18 protein-coding genes are annotated in these 14,994 nt (G+C 70.5%); 11 read left to right on the forward strand and 7 right to left on the reverse strand.

Going from position 1 to position 14,994, the window contains the following annotated elements:
• Nucleotide 1 precedes the first annotated feature (1 nt).
• Nucleotides 2–1,540 (reverse strand): capsule assembly Wzi family protein, encoded by a 1,539-nt coding sequence (locus LG391_RS03010; protein WP_225766167.1) that lies wholly within the window; start codon nt 1,538–1,540, stop codon nt 2–4.
• A 200-nt stretch (nt 1,541–1,740) separates the two neighbouring features.
• On the opposite strand from LG391_RS03010, the gene LG391_RS03015 reads away from it, so the two are divergent.
• The gene (locus LG391_RS03015) at nt 1,741–2,364 is read left to right on the forward strand and encodes a hypothetical protein (RefSeq protein ID WP_225766169.1); all 624 of its coding nucleotides are present in this window, start codon (nt 1,741–1,743) and stop codon (nt 2,362–2,364) included.
• Between the two features lie 36 nt (nt 2,365–2,400).
• On the opposite strand, the gene LG391_RS03020 is transcribed toward LG391_RS03015, so the two are convergent.
• From LG391_RS03020 to LG391_RS03040, 5 genes are all read right to left on the reverse strand, one after another.
• Complete coding sequence (locus LG391_RS03020; RefSeq protein WP_225766171.1) at nt 2,401–3,162, reverse strand: DeoR/GlpR family DNA-binding transcription regulator; 762 nt, start codon at nt 3,160–3,162, stop codon at nt 2,401–2,403.
• A gap of 315 nt (nt 3,163–3,477) precedes the next feature.
• Nucleotides 3,478–4,143: an ABC-type transport auxiliary lipoprotein family protein gene (locus tag LG391_RS03025; protein WP_225766172.1), complete on the reverse strand. Its 666-nt coding sequence runs from the start codon at nt 4,141–4,143 to the stop codon at nt 3,478–3,480.
• Between the two features lie 2 nt (nt 4,144–4,145).
• The gene (locus LG391_RS03030; RefSeq protein WP_225766181.1) at nt 4,146–5,123 is read right to left on the reverse strand and encodes an MlaD family protein; all 978 of its coding nucleotides are present in this window, start codon (nt 5,121–5,123) and stop codon (nt 4,146–4,148) included.
• 1 nt (nt 5,124) lies between these two features.
• Nucleotides 5,125–5,958, reverse strand: coding sequence for an ABC transporter ATP-binding protein (locus LG391_RS03035; RefSeq protein WP_225766183.1), 834 nt, complete (start codon nt 5,956–5,958; stop codon nt 5,125–5,127).
• Nucleotides 5,959–5,960: 2 nt separating this feature from the next.
• Nucleotides 5,961–7,115, reverse strand: coding sequence for an ABC transporter permease (locus LG391_RS03040; protein ID WP_225766185.1), 1,155 nt, complete (start codon nt 7,113–7,115; stop codon nt 5,961–5,963).
• A gap of 102 nt (nt 7,116–7,217) precedes the next feature.
• Here LG391_RS03040 and LG391_RS03045 point away from each other — a divergent pair, with 102 nt between their 5' ends.
• Complete coding sequence (locus LG391_RS03045; protein ID WP_225766187.1) at nt 7,218–7,733, forward strand: adenine phosphoribosyltransferase; 516 nt, start codon at nt 7,218–7,220, stop codon at nt 7,731–7,733.
• A gap of 23 nt (nt 7,734–7,756) precedes the next feature.
• Here LG391_RS03045 and LG391_RS03050 read toward each other — a convergent pair whose 3' ends face one another.
• The gene (locus tag LG391_RS03050) at nt 7,757–8,074 is read right to left on the reverse strand and encodes a hypothetical protein (protein ID WP_225766189.1); all 318 of its coding nucleotides are present in this window, start codon (nt 8,072–8,074) and stop codon (nt 7,757–7,759) included.
• Between the two features lie 255 nt (nt 8,075–8,329).
• Between LG391_RS03050 and LG391_RS03055 the strand changes: the two genes are divergently transcribed.
• From LG391_RS03055 to LG391_RS03095, 9 genes are all read left to right on the forward strand, one after another.
• Entirely contained in the window at nt 8,330–8,500 is a 171-nt protein-coding gene (locus LG391_RS03055; protein ID WP_221938508.1) for a hemin uptake protein HemP, read from the forward strand.
• A 193-nt stretch (nt 8,501–8,693) separates the two neighbouring features.
• The gene (locus LG391_RS03060; RefSeq protein ID WP_225766191.1) at nt 8,694–9,755 is read left to right on the forward strand and encodes a hemin-degrading factor; all 1,062 of its coding nucleotides are present in this window, start codon (nt 8,694–8,696) and stop codon (nt 9,753–9,755) included.
• Entirely contained in the window at nt 9,755–10,633 is an 879-nt protein-coding gene (locus LG391_RS03065) for a hemin ABC transporter substrate-binding protein (protein WP_225766194.1), read from the forward strand. Before LG391_RS03060 ends, LG391_RS03065 begins: the two co-directional genes overlap by 1 nt.
• Nucleotides 10,630–11,724: an iron ABC transporter permease gene (locus LG391_RS03070; RefSeq protein WP_225766196.1), complete on the forward strand. Its 1,095-nt coding sequence runs from the start codon at nt 10,630–10,632 to the stop codon at nt 11,722–11,724. The genes LG391_RS03065 and LG391_RS03070 overlap by 4 nt, the downstream gene beginning before the upstream one ends.
• Nucleotides 11,721–12,503, forward strand: a complete 783-nt coding sequence (locus tag LG391_RS03075; protein WP_225766199.1) for a heme ABC transporter ATP-binding protein — start codon at nt 11,721–11,723, stop codon at nt 12,501–12,503. Before LG391_RS03070 ends, LG391_RS03075 begins: the two co-directional genes overlap by 4 nt.
• 7 nt (nt 12,504–12,510) lie before the next feature.
• The gene (locus LG391_RS03080; RefSeq protein ID WP_225766200.1) at nt 12,511–12,945 is read left to right on the forward strand and encodes a Tat pathway signal sequence domain protein; all 435 of its coding nucleotides are present in this window, start codon (nt 12,511–12,513) and stop codon (nt 12,943–12,945) included.
• An 11-nt stretch (nt 12,946–12,956) separates the two neighbouring features.
• Nucleotides 12,957–13,625: a MotA/TolQ/ExbB proton channel family protein gene (locus tag LG391_RS03085; RefSeq protein WP_225766211.1), complete on the forward strand. Its 669-nt coding sequence runs from the start codon at nt 12,957–12,959 to the stop codon at nt 13,623–13,625.
• Nucleotides 13,625–14,113: an ExbD/TolR family protein gene (locus tag LG391_RS03090; protein WP_225766213.1), complete on the forward strand. Its 489-nt coding sequence runs from the start codon at nt 13,625–13,627 to the stop codon at nt 14,111–14,113. Before LG391_RS03085 ends, LG391_RS03090 begins: the two co-directional genes overlap by 1 nt.
• Entirely contained in the window at nt 14,110–14,994 is an 885-nt protein-coding gene (locus tag LG391_RS03095; protein ID WP_225766226.1) for a TonB family protein, read from the forward strand. The genes LG391_RS03090 and LG391_RS03095 overlap by 4 nt, the downstream gene beginning before the upstream one ends.

The raw sequence follows: 14,994 nt of genomic DNA on the forward strand, positions 1-14,994 counted from the left end.
GTCAGAACCGGATCGTCGTCGAAACCCCCAGCGCCGCCATCGGCTTCTGCTCGCCCGGGCTGTTCGGCGAATCGTCCTGCAGCCGCAGGTTGATGCCGACCGTGTTGCGCCGCATCGGGATCGAGACGCCGAGATCGACGATGTTGATGTCTTCCTTGCTCTGGCTGACCGTATTGCGCTGGTTGTTCTTCGGGTTCAGGAAGGCGTGATAATAGGCCGCCTTGTAGGTCCAGTTGTCGCTGTCGACGAAGGTGCCGGTGATGCCGAACAGCTCGGCATCGCCATCGAGGCTGTCGCCCATCGAACGGCCGTAGAACCGGTAACCGTCCCGATAGGCGAAGCTCTCATAGAAGTATCCATAGATCTTTCTGTCGAGGAAGTTCGCGGTCGAGTTCGAGTACTCGACATTGACCTTCCACATCGATCCGTCGCCACCCCAGCCGTTCCACAGCGACGCGCCGATCACGGCCGCGTTGCGCGACGGCAGCGGGATGCCGATGTCGGAATAGGCGGCGTCTTCGCCGGTCAGCTCGCCATAGATCTCGAAAGGCTGGCCGAACAGCTGGGCGCTGTAGCGGGCGTCGAAGCCGGCGATCTGGTTCGCCGGATCCTGGGCCTGCTGCGCGGCCTCGAAGTTGGTGTTGCCGAAGAAGCCGTCGATGAAGGCGCGGAAGCCGCAGGGCCGCCCGCTGCCGCAGAACATCATGATGCGCGAGGCGCCGAGCTCCAGCCCCGGGATCGGGCTGACCGAGGCCCGCAGCCCGAACATCAGGGTGTTGGAGACGATCCGGTCGTCCGGCAGGACGCCGAGGAAGCCGGTGATCTGCCAGGGGCCGATCCAGCTCAGCCACGGCGTCTCGAAGGCATGCGGGTTGGAGCGCATGAAGCCGACCTTCGGGAACGGCCGCGCATTGGTCGAGAGGATCAGGCTGGTGGTCTCGCCCGGCCCCCACCACTGGTCGAGCCACCCGGCATAGAGGATCCAGTTGTCGACCCGTTGGGCGAGATAGGTGCCGTCCAGCGACGGCTGGAACGAATCCTCGCCGGCATAGTACCAGGGGCTGTCGCCCTTGACGAAGCGGGAATAGGCGCCGACCGACAGCCGCAGCGCCGTCGAATCGCCCATGTATTCGAAGGACGCGGTGACCTCACCGCGCTGCCGCGCCGTGTACTCGAAGCCGCGCACCAGGGCCGGCTGGTTGGTCAGGTCGGCCCGCAGCTGTGCATGCAGCTGGCCCTGCCGGGTCTCGGCCGCGGCCCGGGCGCGGACACGGTCGAGCGCCGCCTGGGCATAGGGCGGCAGCAGGTCGCGGTCGGCCTTCGCCAGGCGATAGGTGATCTGCGCCCAGGGGATCGGCCAGGCGTTCAGCACGCCGTCGATCAGGCGGAAGTTCTCCAGGATGTGGATGTCGTTGCGCAGGGTCGAATCGCCCGGCTCCGCCCATGGGCTGGCCGTCGCCGTTCCCGTCGTCGCCGCGAGAGTGCCGCCCGCAATGACGGCAGCAGCAACGGCAATGGCAATCTTCCTCGCAACGGCCATTATTCCCCCCGGACGGCCCCCGACACCCTGCCCTCAATACACAAGACGCTCCCGGAAGCCCAGCCGCCGCATGAGGCGATATGCGGTTCCCCGCTTCCGTCCGCTCGGGTGAGAGACAAATTTGTCACAACCGTAACGGAGATCCTTGGCGGCCGCGATCCGCTGCGCCATCTCTGTGAGATCGATTCTCAGGAGGCGTCATGCGCGCCCTTCTCCTCGCCCTCACCTCCCTCCTCCTCGCCGCCTGCGTGCAGACGCGGGTCGCCGGCTATGTCGACCCGGCCTATCGCGGCGGCGCGGCCATCCGGTCGATCGCCGTGGCCGCGGACACGCCGCGGCTGGCGGAGCGCCAAGCGCTCGAAAGCGCGGCCGTGGCGGAGCTCACGGCCCGCGGCGTCCGTGCGGTACGGATGATCGACCTGGTGCCGCCGACCCGGCCCGGCGGCCCGGCCGCCGAGGCGGCCGCGATCCGGACGGCTGGCGTCGGCGCCGTGCTGCGCATCACCGTCGACCAGCGGGCCATGGTCGCCCGCTACATCCCACCGACCTATGTCGGGGATCCCTTCTGGCCGTATGGCGGCCCCTGGCCCTATGGTGGGTACTGGTACGGCCGCGGCCCCTTCGCCGGCCCGGCGACCGGCGGCGGCTGGGTCGACGAGCCGGCGGCCCGCTACGAGGCCAGGCTGCAGCAGGCCGGCGATGGTGCCGTCATCTGGACGGGCGAGGCCACCGCCCGCGGCGGCTCCAGCACCGACTTCGCCGATCTCGCCGCCCGGGCGGCCAAGGACCTGGTCGCCCGACTGCAGCAGGACAAGGTGATCTGAGGCTCGCCCGGCATCCGGTTCGTGCCCGAATCGGCGTCAATCGGCGACGTGGATGCGGCAGCTGGTGGCGGCGATCGCCTCGCGAAACGGCGCCGGCGGGACCCGGTCGGTGAACAGGGCATGGACCTCGCCGATCGAGGCCAGCCGCACCATGGCGTTGCGGCCGAACTTGGTGTGGTCGGCCACCAGGAACACCTGGCGTGAATTGTCGATGATCGCCCGCGCGACCCGCACCTCGCGGTAGTCGTAGTCCAGCAGCGTGCCGTCCTCGTCGATCCCGCTGATCCCGATGATCCCGACATCGACCTTGAACTGGCGGACGAAGTCGAGCGTCGCCTCGCCGACGATGCCGCCGTCACGCGCGCGAATCACGCCGCCGGCGACGATCACCTCGCAGCTCGCATTCGAATACAGGATGTTCGCGACGTTGATGTTGTTGGTGATCACCCGCAGGCCGCGATGGCCCAGCAGCGCGCGCGCCACCTCCTCCGTCGTCGTGCCGATGTTGAGGAACAGCGAGGCGTTGTCCGGCACCTGCCGCGCGACCAGCCGGGCGATCCGGCGCTTTTCCTCCAGGCACAGCACCTGGCGCGTGGAATAGGCGAAGTTCTCGACGCTGCCGGGCGCGGTGACGCCGCCGTGGAAACGCCGCAGCAGGGCCCGGTCCTGCAGCAGCGAGATGTCGCGGCGGATCGTCTGCGGCGTCACCTGGAACCGGTCGGCCAGGGTCTCGACCGTGACATAGCCCTCCTGGCGGACCAGCTCGACGATCTGGTTCTGCCGCGCCGTGGCGTTCATGGCCGCTCTTCTTCCGTGGCTGGACGAAAAAGAATGCTAATGGGGAAGCGGAAACGACGCCAATATTTTCATTTGCGAACATCGGCCCGGCACGCCGCCCGCGGCGACGCCCTTGCGATCGGGCCGTCCCGTGCTATGAAGGACGGCAGGAAACATGGGGATGGACCGGATCATGGGTGCAGAGTGGGTCATCATCATCGGCGTCATCGCCTTCTTCTTCTGGCAGACCGTCACTCGCTGAGGACGCGGCCGACCCGCTGACGCACGGCGCCGGCCCCAAAGGGACCGACGCGATCTTCGACTGCCCTTCTGCTGTTACCGCCGCGGCCGGCCCGCGGCGCGGTCGTCGCGCTCGCCGGTGCGCAGCGTCCACTCCACCACCTGCTTCATCACCCCGCCCAGGGCGTCGTCCCAGGCCCGGATCACCGCCGAGAACTCGGGGCCCTGCACCTCGACCACCCGTTCGAAGCTCTCGCCGCCGATGATCGTTCGCTGCGGGAAGCGCACCAGCTTGGCCCCGATCCGCACCCGGACGCGGTAGGGCTCGCCCGCCCAGCGCTCGGCCCGGAACTCGCGGATCTCGGGCTGCAGCACGTAGTTCGCGCGCAGGCCGGAGATCTGCCGGCCGACCGAGACGATCTTGCCGGTGTTCTCGAAGCTCTCGACCAGGAGGCCGACGATCATCGCCGGGGCGCGGTCAACCCAGGCCACCTTGGCGAAATAGTCGAGCGAGGTCGGGCTTTCGCTGATCGCGATCCGGTCGGTGTCGATGCCGGCATTGGCCGTCGGCATGTCGACCAGGAGCTGCCATGACGCCTTCGGCAGACCCGGATCGAAGGTGTTCTTCGGCGTCAGCTCGTAGACCTGCGGCGCCGGCGGGGCCAGGGCGCTGATCCCGCCGCAGCCGGCCAGGCCGACCGTGGCCGAGGAGAGGGCGGCCTGCCGCAGGAAGAGGCGCCGGGACAGGGGAGAGAAGCTCATCTTCACCTCGAAGTACCTTCCGGCGCAACGCCGCCGGACGAGCCGCCGAACAGGAACTGCGCCGGGCTGCGGTCGAGCCGCGACAGGGTCCGGTTCAGGTTGTCGGTCAGTTGGCGGAGCTGGGTGATCAGCTGCGTGATCTCGTACAGCCCGTCGGTGGAGAAGCTCTCCACCCCCGGGCCGGACTGCTTCAGCAGCCGGGCCACGCCGTCGGCGCTCTGGCGCAGCGACGCGATCATCGCCCGGGCGTCGGCCACCGCGGCATTGACCTGGGTGTTGGTGGTCGACATGAAGCCGGTGGCGCCGGTGGTGATGCGGTCCAGGTCGGTCCGCGCCTCGGTCACCAGGCCGTCGATGTTCCGGGTCAGCGCATCGATCTGCTCGATCGTGCTCGCGAGCTGGGTCGAGCGCTGCGCCAGCGCCGCGGTCAGGGTGTTCACATTGGTCAGGACCTCGGAGATGTTCCGGACGTTGTCCTCCGAGAAGATCCGCTGCACCTCGCGCGAGATGTCCGACAGCCGGTCGAGGAGCTGCGGCACGGTGTCGACGATCGCCTGCAGCCCGGACTGGCGCGACGGGATCACCGCATAGGCCTTGCCCTCCTCCTTCTCCAGCCGCTGCGCGCCCTGGACCCCGCCGCTGAGCAGGATGAAGGCGCCGCCGGTCAGGCCCTGGATCTCGAGCGACGCCACGGTGCCCTTGACGATCGGCGTGTTCGGCCGGACCGCGATCCGGACCTGCACCCGCTCCACATTGGACGGGTCGATCTGCACGTCCTCGACCGTGCCCACCGGGATGCCGCGGTAGCGGACCTGGCTGCCCTCCTGCAGGCCGGTGACGTTGCCGGAGAAGTAGATCAGGTAGCGCTCGGCGTTCTCGCGCAGCCCCGATCCGCCGAGCCAGACGGCGAACACCACCAGCCCGACCATCAGGATCAGAACGAAGCTGCCGACGGCGACATAGCTCGCACGCGTCTCCATCTCAGCCCTCCACCCCCGTCTGCGCCTGCTCCAGGGCGGCATGCTCGGCCGCCGCCGCGCGGCCGCGCGGCCCGTGGAAATATTCCTGGATCCAGGGGTGGTCGACCTTGAGCAGGTTCTCGTAGGTGTCGACCAGGATCTTCTTGTCGATCAGCACCGCGATGCGGTCGCAGATCGTGACCAGGCTGTCGAGATCGTGGGTGACCATGAACACCGTCAGCTTGAGGCTGCGCTGCAATTCCGAGATCAGCTGATCGAAGGCGGCGGCGCCGATCGGGTCGAGGCCGGCGGTCGGCTCGTCGAGGAAGATGATCTCCGGGTCCAGCGCCAGCGCCCGCGCCAGGGCGGCGCGCTTGCGCATGCCGCCGGACAGTTCGGAAGGATGCTTGATGCCGGCGCTGCAGGCCAGGCCGGCCATGGCGATCTTCACCCGCGCCAGCTCGTCCATCATGTGGTGCGACAGGTGGGTGTATTCCTTCATCGGCACCTGGATGTTCTCGGCCACGGTCATCGAGCTGAACAGGGCGCCGTCCTGGAACATCACCCCCCAACGCCGCTGCACCGCCCGGCGTTCCGCTTCGTCCGCCTGGTCCATGTCGACGCCGAGCACCTCGATCGACCCCGCGGCGGGCCGGATCAGGCCGATGATCTCCTTCAGCAGCACCGACTTGCCGGTGCCGGAGCCGCCGACCACCCCCAGCACCTCGCCGCGCCGGACGTCGAGGTCCAGCCCGTCATGGATCACCTGGGTGCCGAACTGGGTCCTGAGCCCGCGCACGCGGATCACCGCATCCTCGTCCGGCGCCTGGCCCGGCGCCCGGGGATCCTCGCTCATCGTCAGACCCCCAGGGTGGCGAACAGGATGGAGAACAGCGCGTCGAGCACGATCACCAGGAAGATCGAGACGACGACGGACTGCGTGGTCAGCCGGCCGACGCTCTCGGCGCTGCCGGAGACCTTCAGCCCCTCATAGCAGCCGACCATGGCGATGGTGAAGGCGAAGACCGGGGCTTTGACCATGCCGACCCAGAAGGTGTTGATGCCGATCGCGGCCTGGAACTGGTTCAGGAACTGCACGAAGCTGATGTTCAGAGCGAAATACGACATGAACGCGCCGCCCAGGATCGCCATCATGCTGGCATAGAAGCTCAAAAGTGGCAGGGTGATGGCGAGGGCGAAGACGCGGGGGATCACCAGCACCTCGATCGGGTCAAGGCCCAGCGTCTCCATCGCATCGACCTCCTGGTTCACCTGCATGGTGCCGATCTGCGCGGTGAAGGCCGAGCCGGAGCGGCCGGCGACGATGATCGCCGTCATCAGCACGCCGAGCTCGCGCAGCACCGAGACGCCGAGCAGGTTGACCACGAAGATCTGGGCGCCGAAGCGGCTGAGCTGGTCCGCCCCCTGATAGGCGAGCACCACGCCGATCAGGAAGGACAGCAGGCCGACGATCGGCAGGGCGTTGAGGCCCGTGGCCTCGATGTTGTGCGCCAGCGCCGTGAAGCGGATCCGGCGCGGCCGCAGTAGCGTGGCGACGCTCTTGACCACCAGCATGCCGAGGAAGCTGAGGAGCGCCAGGGCCTCGTCGCGGAAATGGTAGGTCGCCTTGCCGGTGCGGAACGCCAGCTCGTACAGGATGTTGCGCTCGGGGTGCTTGATCGGCTCGTCGCGCTCGACCCGCGACACGGCCTCGAGCAGGCCCTTCTGGTTGTCCGAAACGCCCTCGACCCGGACCGTGGCGCCGGCCGCGGCGAGATCCTCCTGGGTGCGGTGCACCAGCCAGGCGCCGACGGTGTCGAGCCGGGTGACGCCGGACAGGTCCAGCACCACCTCGCCCTTCACCGAAGTCCGCACCAGTTCCGACAGCTCGCGATCGAGAGGCGCCGCCGCCCGGGTCACCCAGGGTCCTTCCAGGTGCAGCCGGGTGACGCCGCGCTCGACGCGGCTGTCGATCCGGGCCTCGGCGTCCGTGGCCGCCGCCGCCGTGGTCACCGCGCGGCCTCCGGGCCGGCCGGTTCCCGCACCTGCGAATTGCCTTTCGGGCCGCAGGCACTACGATGCAGGGTCGCTCCGGCCCGCAACCAAGGACGTCTCATGGATCTCAAGTCGCACATACGCGGCATCCCGGATTTTCCCAAGCCAGGCATCCTCTTCTACGACATCTCGCCGCTCCTGGCCCACCCGCAAGCGTGGCGGCATGCCGTCGACAGCCTGGCGGCCAAGGTCCGCGAATGGCAGCCGGACATCCTGGTCGGCATCGAATCTCGGGGGTTCCTAGCGGCGGCACCACTATCCTATGTGCTAGGCTGCGGCTTCGTGATGTGCCGCAAGCGCGGCAAGCTGCCGGGCGAGACGATCGGCCATCTCTACCAACTCGAATACGGGTCGGACGCGATCGAGATCCAGGCGGACGCGATCAAGCCCGGGATGAAGGCGGTGGTGCTGGACGACCTGCTGGCCACCGGCGGCACCATGGCGGCGGCGATCCAGCTGCTGCGCCGGGTGGGCGCCGATGTCCGCGGCGCGGCCTGCCTGATCGAGCTGTCCTTCCTCGGCGGCCGCGACAAGATCGACGCGCCGCTGGCCTCGCTGCTGCAATACGACAGCTGAGGCCATCGGATCGGGCGGGCGGCTCAGCGGACCGCCTGCTCCGCGGCCCGATCGCCGCTGAGATCGTGCCAGGCCGTGCCGATCAGCGCCGCCGCGCCAACTGCGGACAGCGCCACGATCGCCACCACGACCAGGCTGCGCAGGCTCGGCACGCTCGGCCTGTACTCCGGCTCGTCGAACAGGCTGCGGTTGAGCCGGCGCAGGAAGTCGGCGTCGCTGCTCGGGGCCGCGGGACGGTCGAGGAAGCGCTCGACCACGCGATCCTCGCAGACGGAAAGGCCGGTTGAAGGCTGGGTCGGCCGGTCCGCCGGCCTGCGCTCGATCTCCTGCACTTCGGTCATCGTCCGGCCCCTGACTCCATCCGCATTCGTCCTCGCGCTCGCGGCATCCGCTGGTGCCTGCATTATATGCGCCCTGGTGCGGTCCGCACCAAGCATCGCGTTTCCGGAGGTTTCCGGCCCCCGCCCCGTGGCCATGTGAAATATTTTTGATAAATGCAATTAGGAATGACACGCATTTGCTTGACCGGCGCACAGGGATATGAGAATGACTCTCAACATCGTCTTGTCCGATCAATCTCACCGTGGATGGGGACCATGCTGGATCAACCCACAGCGCATGCCGTCGAGCCGCCGCAGCGGCCCGCCCCGGCCAGCCTTGACACGCGCGACCTGTTCGGCGCCCGCCGCGAGCTGACGATCCAACACGGCGACGACGTCTACCGCCTGCGGATCACCCGCAACAGCAAGCTCATCCTCACCAAGTAGCCCTTCCCTCGGCTCGCGCCCCCAGCCAGCCGGGCAGCCGCCCGCCGCCAGGTTTGCGCGAGGACCCGTCGCCCGCACAGGTTCTCGTCATGCTTCGCATCCCTGGCGGCCCATGTTTCGGCCGCGTTTTCGCATGTCCTGTCGCAACCCGCCGGCCGCCGGCGCCCCTCGTCACCGGTGATCGGAGAGCATGATGCAGAGCCTCGATCCTGACCGTCCGGTCCCGCCGACCGCCCTCGCCGCGCGCTGGGCGGCGCTGCGCGCCGAGCAGCCACAGCTCCGCGCCCGCGATGCCGCGGCGGCGCTGGGCGTCAGCGAGGGCGAGCTCGTCGCCTCCCAGGCCGGCGCCGGCACCACCAGGATCGGCGGGGACTGGAGCACGATCCTGCAGGCGGTCGAGGCGCTCGGCCCGGTGATGGCGCTGACCCGCAACGAGAGCGTGGTGCACGAGAAGACCGGCACCTATCAGAACGTCTCGGCCGGCAGCCATGTCGGCCTGGCGCTGGGCCCCGACATCGACCTGCGGCTGTTCTACACGCGCTGGGCGCACGGCTTCGCGGTGGGCGGCGCAGACCACCCCAAACCGAGCCTGCAGTTCTTCGACGCCGCCGGCACCGCGATCCACAAGATCTTCCTGACCGAGGGCAGCGACCGCGCCGCCTTCGCCACCCTGGTCGAGCGCTTCCGCCATGCCGACCAGACACCGGTGCTGGCGCCGCAGGAGATCGTCCGTCCGGCGATCCTCGATGACGGCGAGATCGACGTCGCCGGCTTCCGCGCCGGCTGGGACGCGATGGAGGACACGCACCAGTTCTTCGGCCTGCTGAAGTCGCACCGGCTCGACCGGCTGCAGGCGATGCGCCTGGCCGGGCCGCAGCGGGCCGAGCCGGTCGGCCGCGACGCGCTGCGCCGGGTGCTGACCGGGGCGGCCGAGACGGGCGCCGCGATCATGGTCTTCGTCGGCAATCCCGGCTGCCTGCAGATCCACACCGGCCCGGTGCACCGTCTGCAGGATGCCGGGCCCTGGCTGAACGTGCTGGACCCCGGCTTCAACCTGCATCTGCGCGAAGACCGGATCGACACAGCCTGGGTGGTGCGCAAGCCGACCAAGGACGGCGTCGTCACCTCGCTGGAGCTGTTCGACATCGACGGCACGCTGATGGCGATGCTGTTCGGCGCCCGCAAGCCCGGCCAGCCGGAACGCGCCGACTGGCGGGAGCTGGTGGCCCGGGTCAGCGCCCTGGGCGCCGCCTGATGCGCCCGCTCCTGGCCCTCGCCGCTGCGGCGCTGGTTGCGGTCGCCCTGCCCGCCCGGGCGGAGCCGAAGCGGATCGTCGTCGCCGGCGGCGACCTGACCGAGATCGTCTACGCCCTGCATGCCGAGGACCGCATCGTCGGGGTCGACACCACCAGCCTGTACCCGCCCGCAGCCCGGGAGCGGCCGGATGTCGGATATCTGCGCCAGTTGTCGGCCGAAGGCATCCTGTCGCTGAGCCCCGACCTGGTGCTGACCACGGTGTCGGCCGGGCCGCCGCCGGTGCTGGAGCAGATCCGCTCCGCCGGCACGCCGGTCGAGATCCTGCCCGAGGCCTTCACGGCGGAGGGCGTGCTCGCGAAGATCGAGGGCGTGGAGACGGCGCTGGGCCTGCCCGACCAGGGGCTGAGCCAGGCGGTCCGCGCCGATTTCGCGACGGTGGCCGACGCGGTCGCCAAGCTGCCGGCCAAGCCGCGCGTGCTGTTCGTGCTGTCGATCACCAACGGCACACCGCTCGGCGGCGGCAGCGGTACCGCGGCGGACGGCATGATCCGCCTGGCCGGCGGCACCAACGCGGTCGGCGAGGCCGAACGCTACAAGCCGCTGTCGCCCGAGGTGGTGGCCGCCGCGGCCCCGGAGCTGGTGGTGATCGCCAGCCACGCGGTCGAGCCGAACGGCGGAATCGAGAAGATCGCCGCGCTGCCGGTCTTCGCCCAGACCCCGGCCGCCAGGACCGGCCGGATCATCGCGATGGACTCGCTCTACCTGCTCGGCTTCGGGCCGCGCACGCCGCAGGCGGTTCGCGACCTTGCGGCGGCGATCCATCCGGGCTGGACCCCGCCATCCCTGCCCGACCGGGCCTGGAGCACGGGCTCGTGACCGTGCTGGCCGCCAGCGGCGCCATCCGGGTCCCGGCCGAGCGGCGGCAGGCCCGACGCCTGTCGCTGACCTTGGCGGGGCTGGCGCTGCTGCTGGCAGTGGCGGTGCTGGCGAGCATCAGCATCGGGCCGGCGGACATCCCGGTCGGCCATGTGCTCGCGATCCTCGGCCACCATCTCGGGCTCGGCGGCCTCGACGCGGTGACCGCGCGCGATGCCGCCATCGTCGACGCCATCCGGCTGCCGCGGACGCTGCTCGGCGCCATGGTCGGCGCCGTGCTCGCCGTGTCCGGGGCGATGATGCAGGGGCTGTTCCGCAACCCGCTGGCCGATCCGGGCCTGATCGGGGTCAGCGGCGGCGCCGCCTTTGCCGGCGTGTCGGTGATCTCGCTCGGCCTGCCGGCGGCGCTGGCCGGCATCCCCCTGCTCCGCATCTACGCCCTGCCGCTCGCCGCCTTCCTCGGCGGCCTGGTCACCACCGTCGCCGTCTACCGCCTGTCCAGGCGGGAGGGTCGGGTCTCGGTGACCATGATGCTGCTGGCCGGCATCGCGGTGAACGCGCTGGTCGCTACCGGCACCGGCTATGTCGTGTTCAAGGCCGACGAGAACGCGATGCGGACCATCACCTTCTGGACCATGGGCAGCCTCAGCGGCGCGACCTGGACCTCGGTGCTCGCCGTGCTGCCCTTCGCCGCCGTCCTGCTCGCCGCCGTCGCCCTGGCCGCGCGGGCGCTGAACGGCATGCTGCTGGGCGAGGCGGTGGCGCTGCATCTGGGCTTCCCGGTCGAGAAGGTGACGCGCCTCCTGGTCGGAACGGTCGCTCTCGCGGTCGGTTCCGCCGTCGCGGTCAGCGGCATGATCGGCTTCGTCGGGCTTCTTGTGCCGCACATGCTGCGGCTCGGCATCGGCGCCGACCATCGCGGCCTGCTGCCGGCCTCGGCCCTGCTGGGCGCCGCCCTGCTGCTCGGCGCCGATCTCGTCGCCCGCGTCGCGGTCGCCCCGGCCGAGCTGCCGATCGGCATCGTCACCACCGGTCTCGGCGCCCCCGTGTTCCTGGCGCTGCTGCTGCGCCGGCGGAGGTCCGAGCCATGATCCGGGCCGACTCCCTCGCCGTGCGCATCGGCCGGGCCCTGCTGCTCGACGGCGTCGACCTCACCGTCGCCCCCGGCCGCTTCACCGCCGTGATCGGCCCGAACGGAGCCGGCAAGTCGACGCTGCTGCGCTGCCTCGCCGGCGAGATCGCGCCGGCCTCCGGCCGGGTCACCCTCGACGGCACACTCATCGCTTCTTGGGACCTGGTCGCCCTCGCCCGCCGCCGGGCGGTGCTGCCGCAGCAGGTGACGCTGGACTTCCCGCTGACGGTCCGCGAGGTGGTGACCCTCGGGCGCGGTCCGCATCGCGGCGTCGCCGATGCCGCCGCCGATCGCCGGGCCGTCGACGCGGCGCTGGACGCCGCCGATGTCGCGGTCCTGGCCGACCGCTCCTATCCGAGCCTGTCCGGCGGCGAGCAGCAGCGCGTCCAGTTCGCCCGGGCGCTCGCCCAGCTCGGCGGGGGCGCGGCCGCCGCGGCGCCGACCTATCTGCTGCTGGACGAGCCGACCGCCAGCCTCGACCTGGCCCATCAATCCGCGGTGCTGCGCGTCGCCCGCGGCCTGGCCGATGCCGGCACCGGCGTGCTGGCGATCCTGCACGACCTGAACCAGGCCGCCCGCTTCGCCGACGAGATCGTGCTGCTGCGCCGCGGCCGCGTCTTCGCCGCCGGCCCGCCGGCCGGGGTGCTGACCGCCGCGACCGTGGAGGCCGTGTTCGGCTGCCCGGTCGAGATCGTTCCCCACCCGCAATCCGACAGGCCCTTCCTTGTTCCGCTCTGAGGACATCATGACCAGCCGACGCCAATCAGTGTCCGCGCTCTCCGCCCTGCTCCTGGCCCTCTCCGCCGCGCCGGCCATCGCCGCCAACGCGGCCCCGAACGGCGTCAGCCTGGAGCTCAACACGCTCGAGCCGCGCGGCCAGAACTGCGCCGTGAATATGGTGTTCGGCACCGGCGACGACGCCTACCAGTCGTTCAAGCTGGACCTCGTCTTCTTCGGCACCGACGGCGCCATCCGCAAGCGCCTGGCGGTCGATGCGGCGCCGCTGCGCGCCCGCAAGACCAGCGTCAAGGCCTTCGAGGTCTCGGGCCTGGCCTGCGACGCGATCGGCTCGGTCCTGGTCAACGACGTGCTCGACTGCCGCACCGAGGCCGGCGCGGTCGCCGACTGCATCGACCGAGTCGAGACCAAGTCCCGCCTGCCCGTCGCCCTGATGCGCTGAGGAGGCCATCGATGTCGCACGATCTCTCGATCCTCACCCTGGTGCAGCAGGCGGACGTCATCGTCCAGAGCGTGCTGGCGCTGCTGGTTCTGGCCTCGATCGGCTGCTGGGGCATCATCCTCGACAAGCTGTTCACCATCGGCCGGCTGCGCCGCGCCGCGGCTGCCATGCGCCGTCGCATGGACACCGAGCATGAGGTCGACCTGATTCCGGCCGATCCGGCGAAGCCGATCGTCGAGGCCGGCCTGGCCCAGTGGCACGCGGCCGATCCGGAGGAAAGCCGGGCGGAATACCGCGACCGGATCGAGCGGGCGATGCGCCGTGCCGCCGGCGAGGTGGTGCGCCGGCGCGAGCTGGGCCTGCCCTTCCTGGCCACCATCGGCTCGGCCGCGCCCTTCGTCGGGCTGTTCGGCACGGTCTGGGGCATCATGAACAGCTTCACCTCGATCGCCAGCTCGCAGGACACCAGCCTGGCGGTGGTGGCCCCGGGCATCGCCGAGGCGCTGTTCGCGACCGCGATCGGCCTGGTCGCCGCGATCCCGGCGGTGATGGCCTACAACAAGTTCTCCACCGATCTGCGCCGGATCAACCAGACCTTCGTCACCGCGATCGGCCAGATGGCCGAGCACCTGTCCGGCACGCGGCGCGCTGCGGCCGCCCGGCGCGAGGCCGCCGAGTAATGGCCGGCGCCCTGCTCGATTCCGGCGACGGCGACGATTACGCGCCGCTGGCCGAGATCAACGTCACGCCGCTGGTCGACGTGATGCTGGTGCTGCTGATCATCTTCATGGTCGCGGCGCCGCTGATGATGGTGGGCGTGCCGGTCGACCTGCCGAAGACCAGTGCCACCAAGATCGGCCAGCCGCAGAAGCCGGTGATCCTGACCGTCGACAAGGCCGGGACCTGGTCGATCGACAACGGCCAGGTGCTGACGCCGGAGACGGCGCCCGCGGCGCTGCAGGCGGCCTATCAGGCCAACCCCGAGGCGGTGGTCTATGTCCGCGGCGACCGCGAGGTGCCCTACGGCAAGGTGATGGAGGCGATGGGCGTGGTCGGTCAGGCCGGCTTCGCCAAGGTGTCGCTGATCGCCCAGGGCGCGCCGACCCAGCCGGCCGCCGCCGGCGTTCCTGCCGCAGCCGGGGCCGGCGCCGCGCCGACCGCGCCATGACCCGCCTGCGCCTGTCGGGACGCGGCATTGCCTATGCCGCGTCCGCGCTGATTCACGGCGGGGTGGTGGTGGCGCTGCTGCCCAGCCTGACCGGAGCGGCGGCGCCGACGCCGGCCGAGACGCCGATGGTGGTCGAGATGGCCGGCTTCGGCGGCCCCGCGGAGGCGGTGGACACGGCCGAACCGGTCGAGACCGCGCAGCCGGAACAGGTCGAGCCGACCGAGGCGGTGCCCGTCGAGACCGCGCAGGCCGAGCCGGTCGAGACCGTCGTCGAGGAGCCGCCCCTGCCGGCCGAGGCGCCGGTGACCGAGACGACGGAGATCGAGCCGCCGGAACCGGCGCCGGAGACCCCGCCGCCGGAGCTCGTGACCACGACCGGCCAGACCGAGGCCGTGGTCGCCGCCGTGCCGGAGACCGTCCAGGCGGAGGAGCCGGAGATCGTGCAGCCGCCGCCGACCAGGCCGAAGCCGCCGGCCGAGCGGCGGCCGCAACGCCAGCAACCCCGCCGGGTCCAACAGCCGGCGGAGACCCCGCCCACGGCCTCGCAGCAGGCGGCGCTTCCCGCCAACCCATCCCCTCCGCCGCCGCCCGCTGCGGCCGGTGGGGGCATTCGCTCGGCCGACTACGCTGCCATGTTGCGTGGGCATCTCCAGCGACGGATCAGTCGGGTGGCGTCGATGGTCCGGGAATCGGCCCTGGTGACCGTCACCGTGACGATCGAGCTCGACGGGACCATCAGCTCGGCGGAGATCTCCCGGTCATCCGGCTCCGCCTCGGTCGATCGCGAGATCCTTCGGCGGGTCAACGGCGCCTCTCCCCTGCCGCCCCCGCCGTCCCGCATCTCGAGGCAGCCGATTCCCTTCCAGATCGATCCGCGCTGA

It is taken from the genome of Inquilinus sp. Marseille-Q2685, from assembly GCF_916619195.1.
Classification (GTDB): Bacteria; Pseudomonadota; Alphaproteobacteria; order DSM-16000; family Inquilinaceae; genus Inquilinus.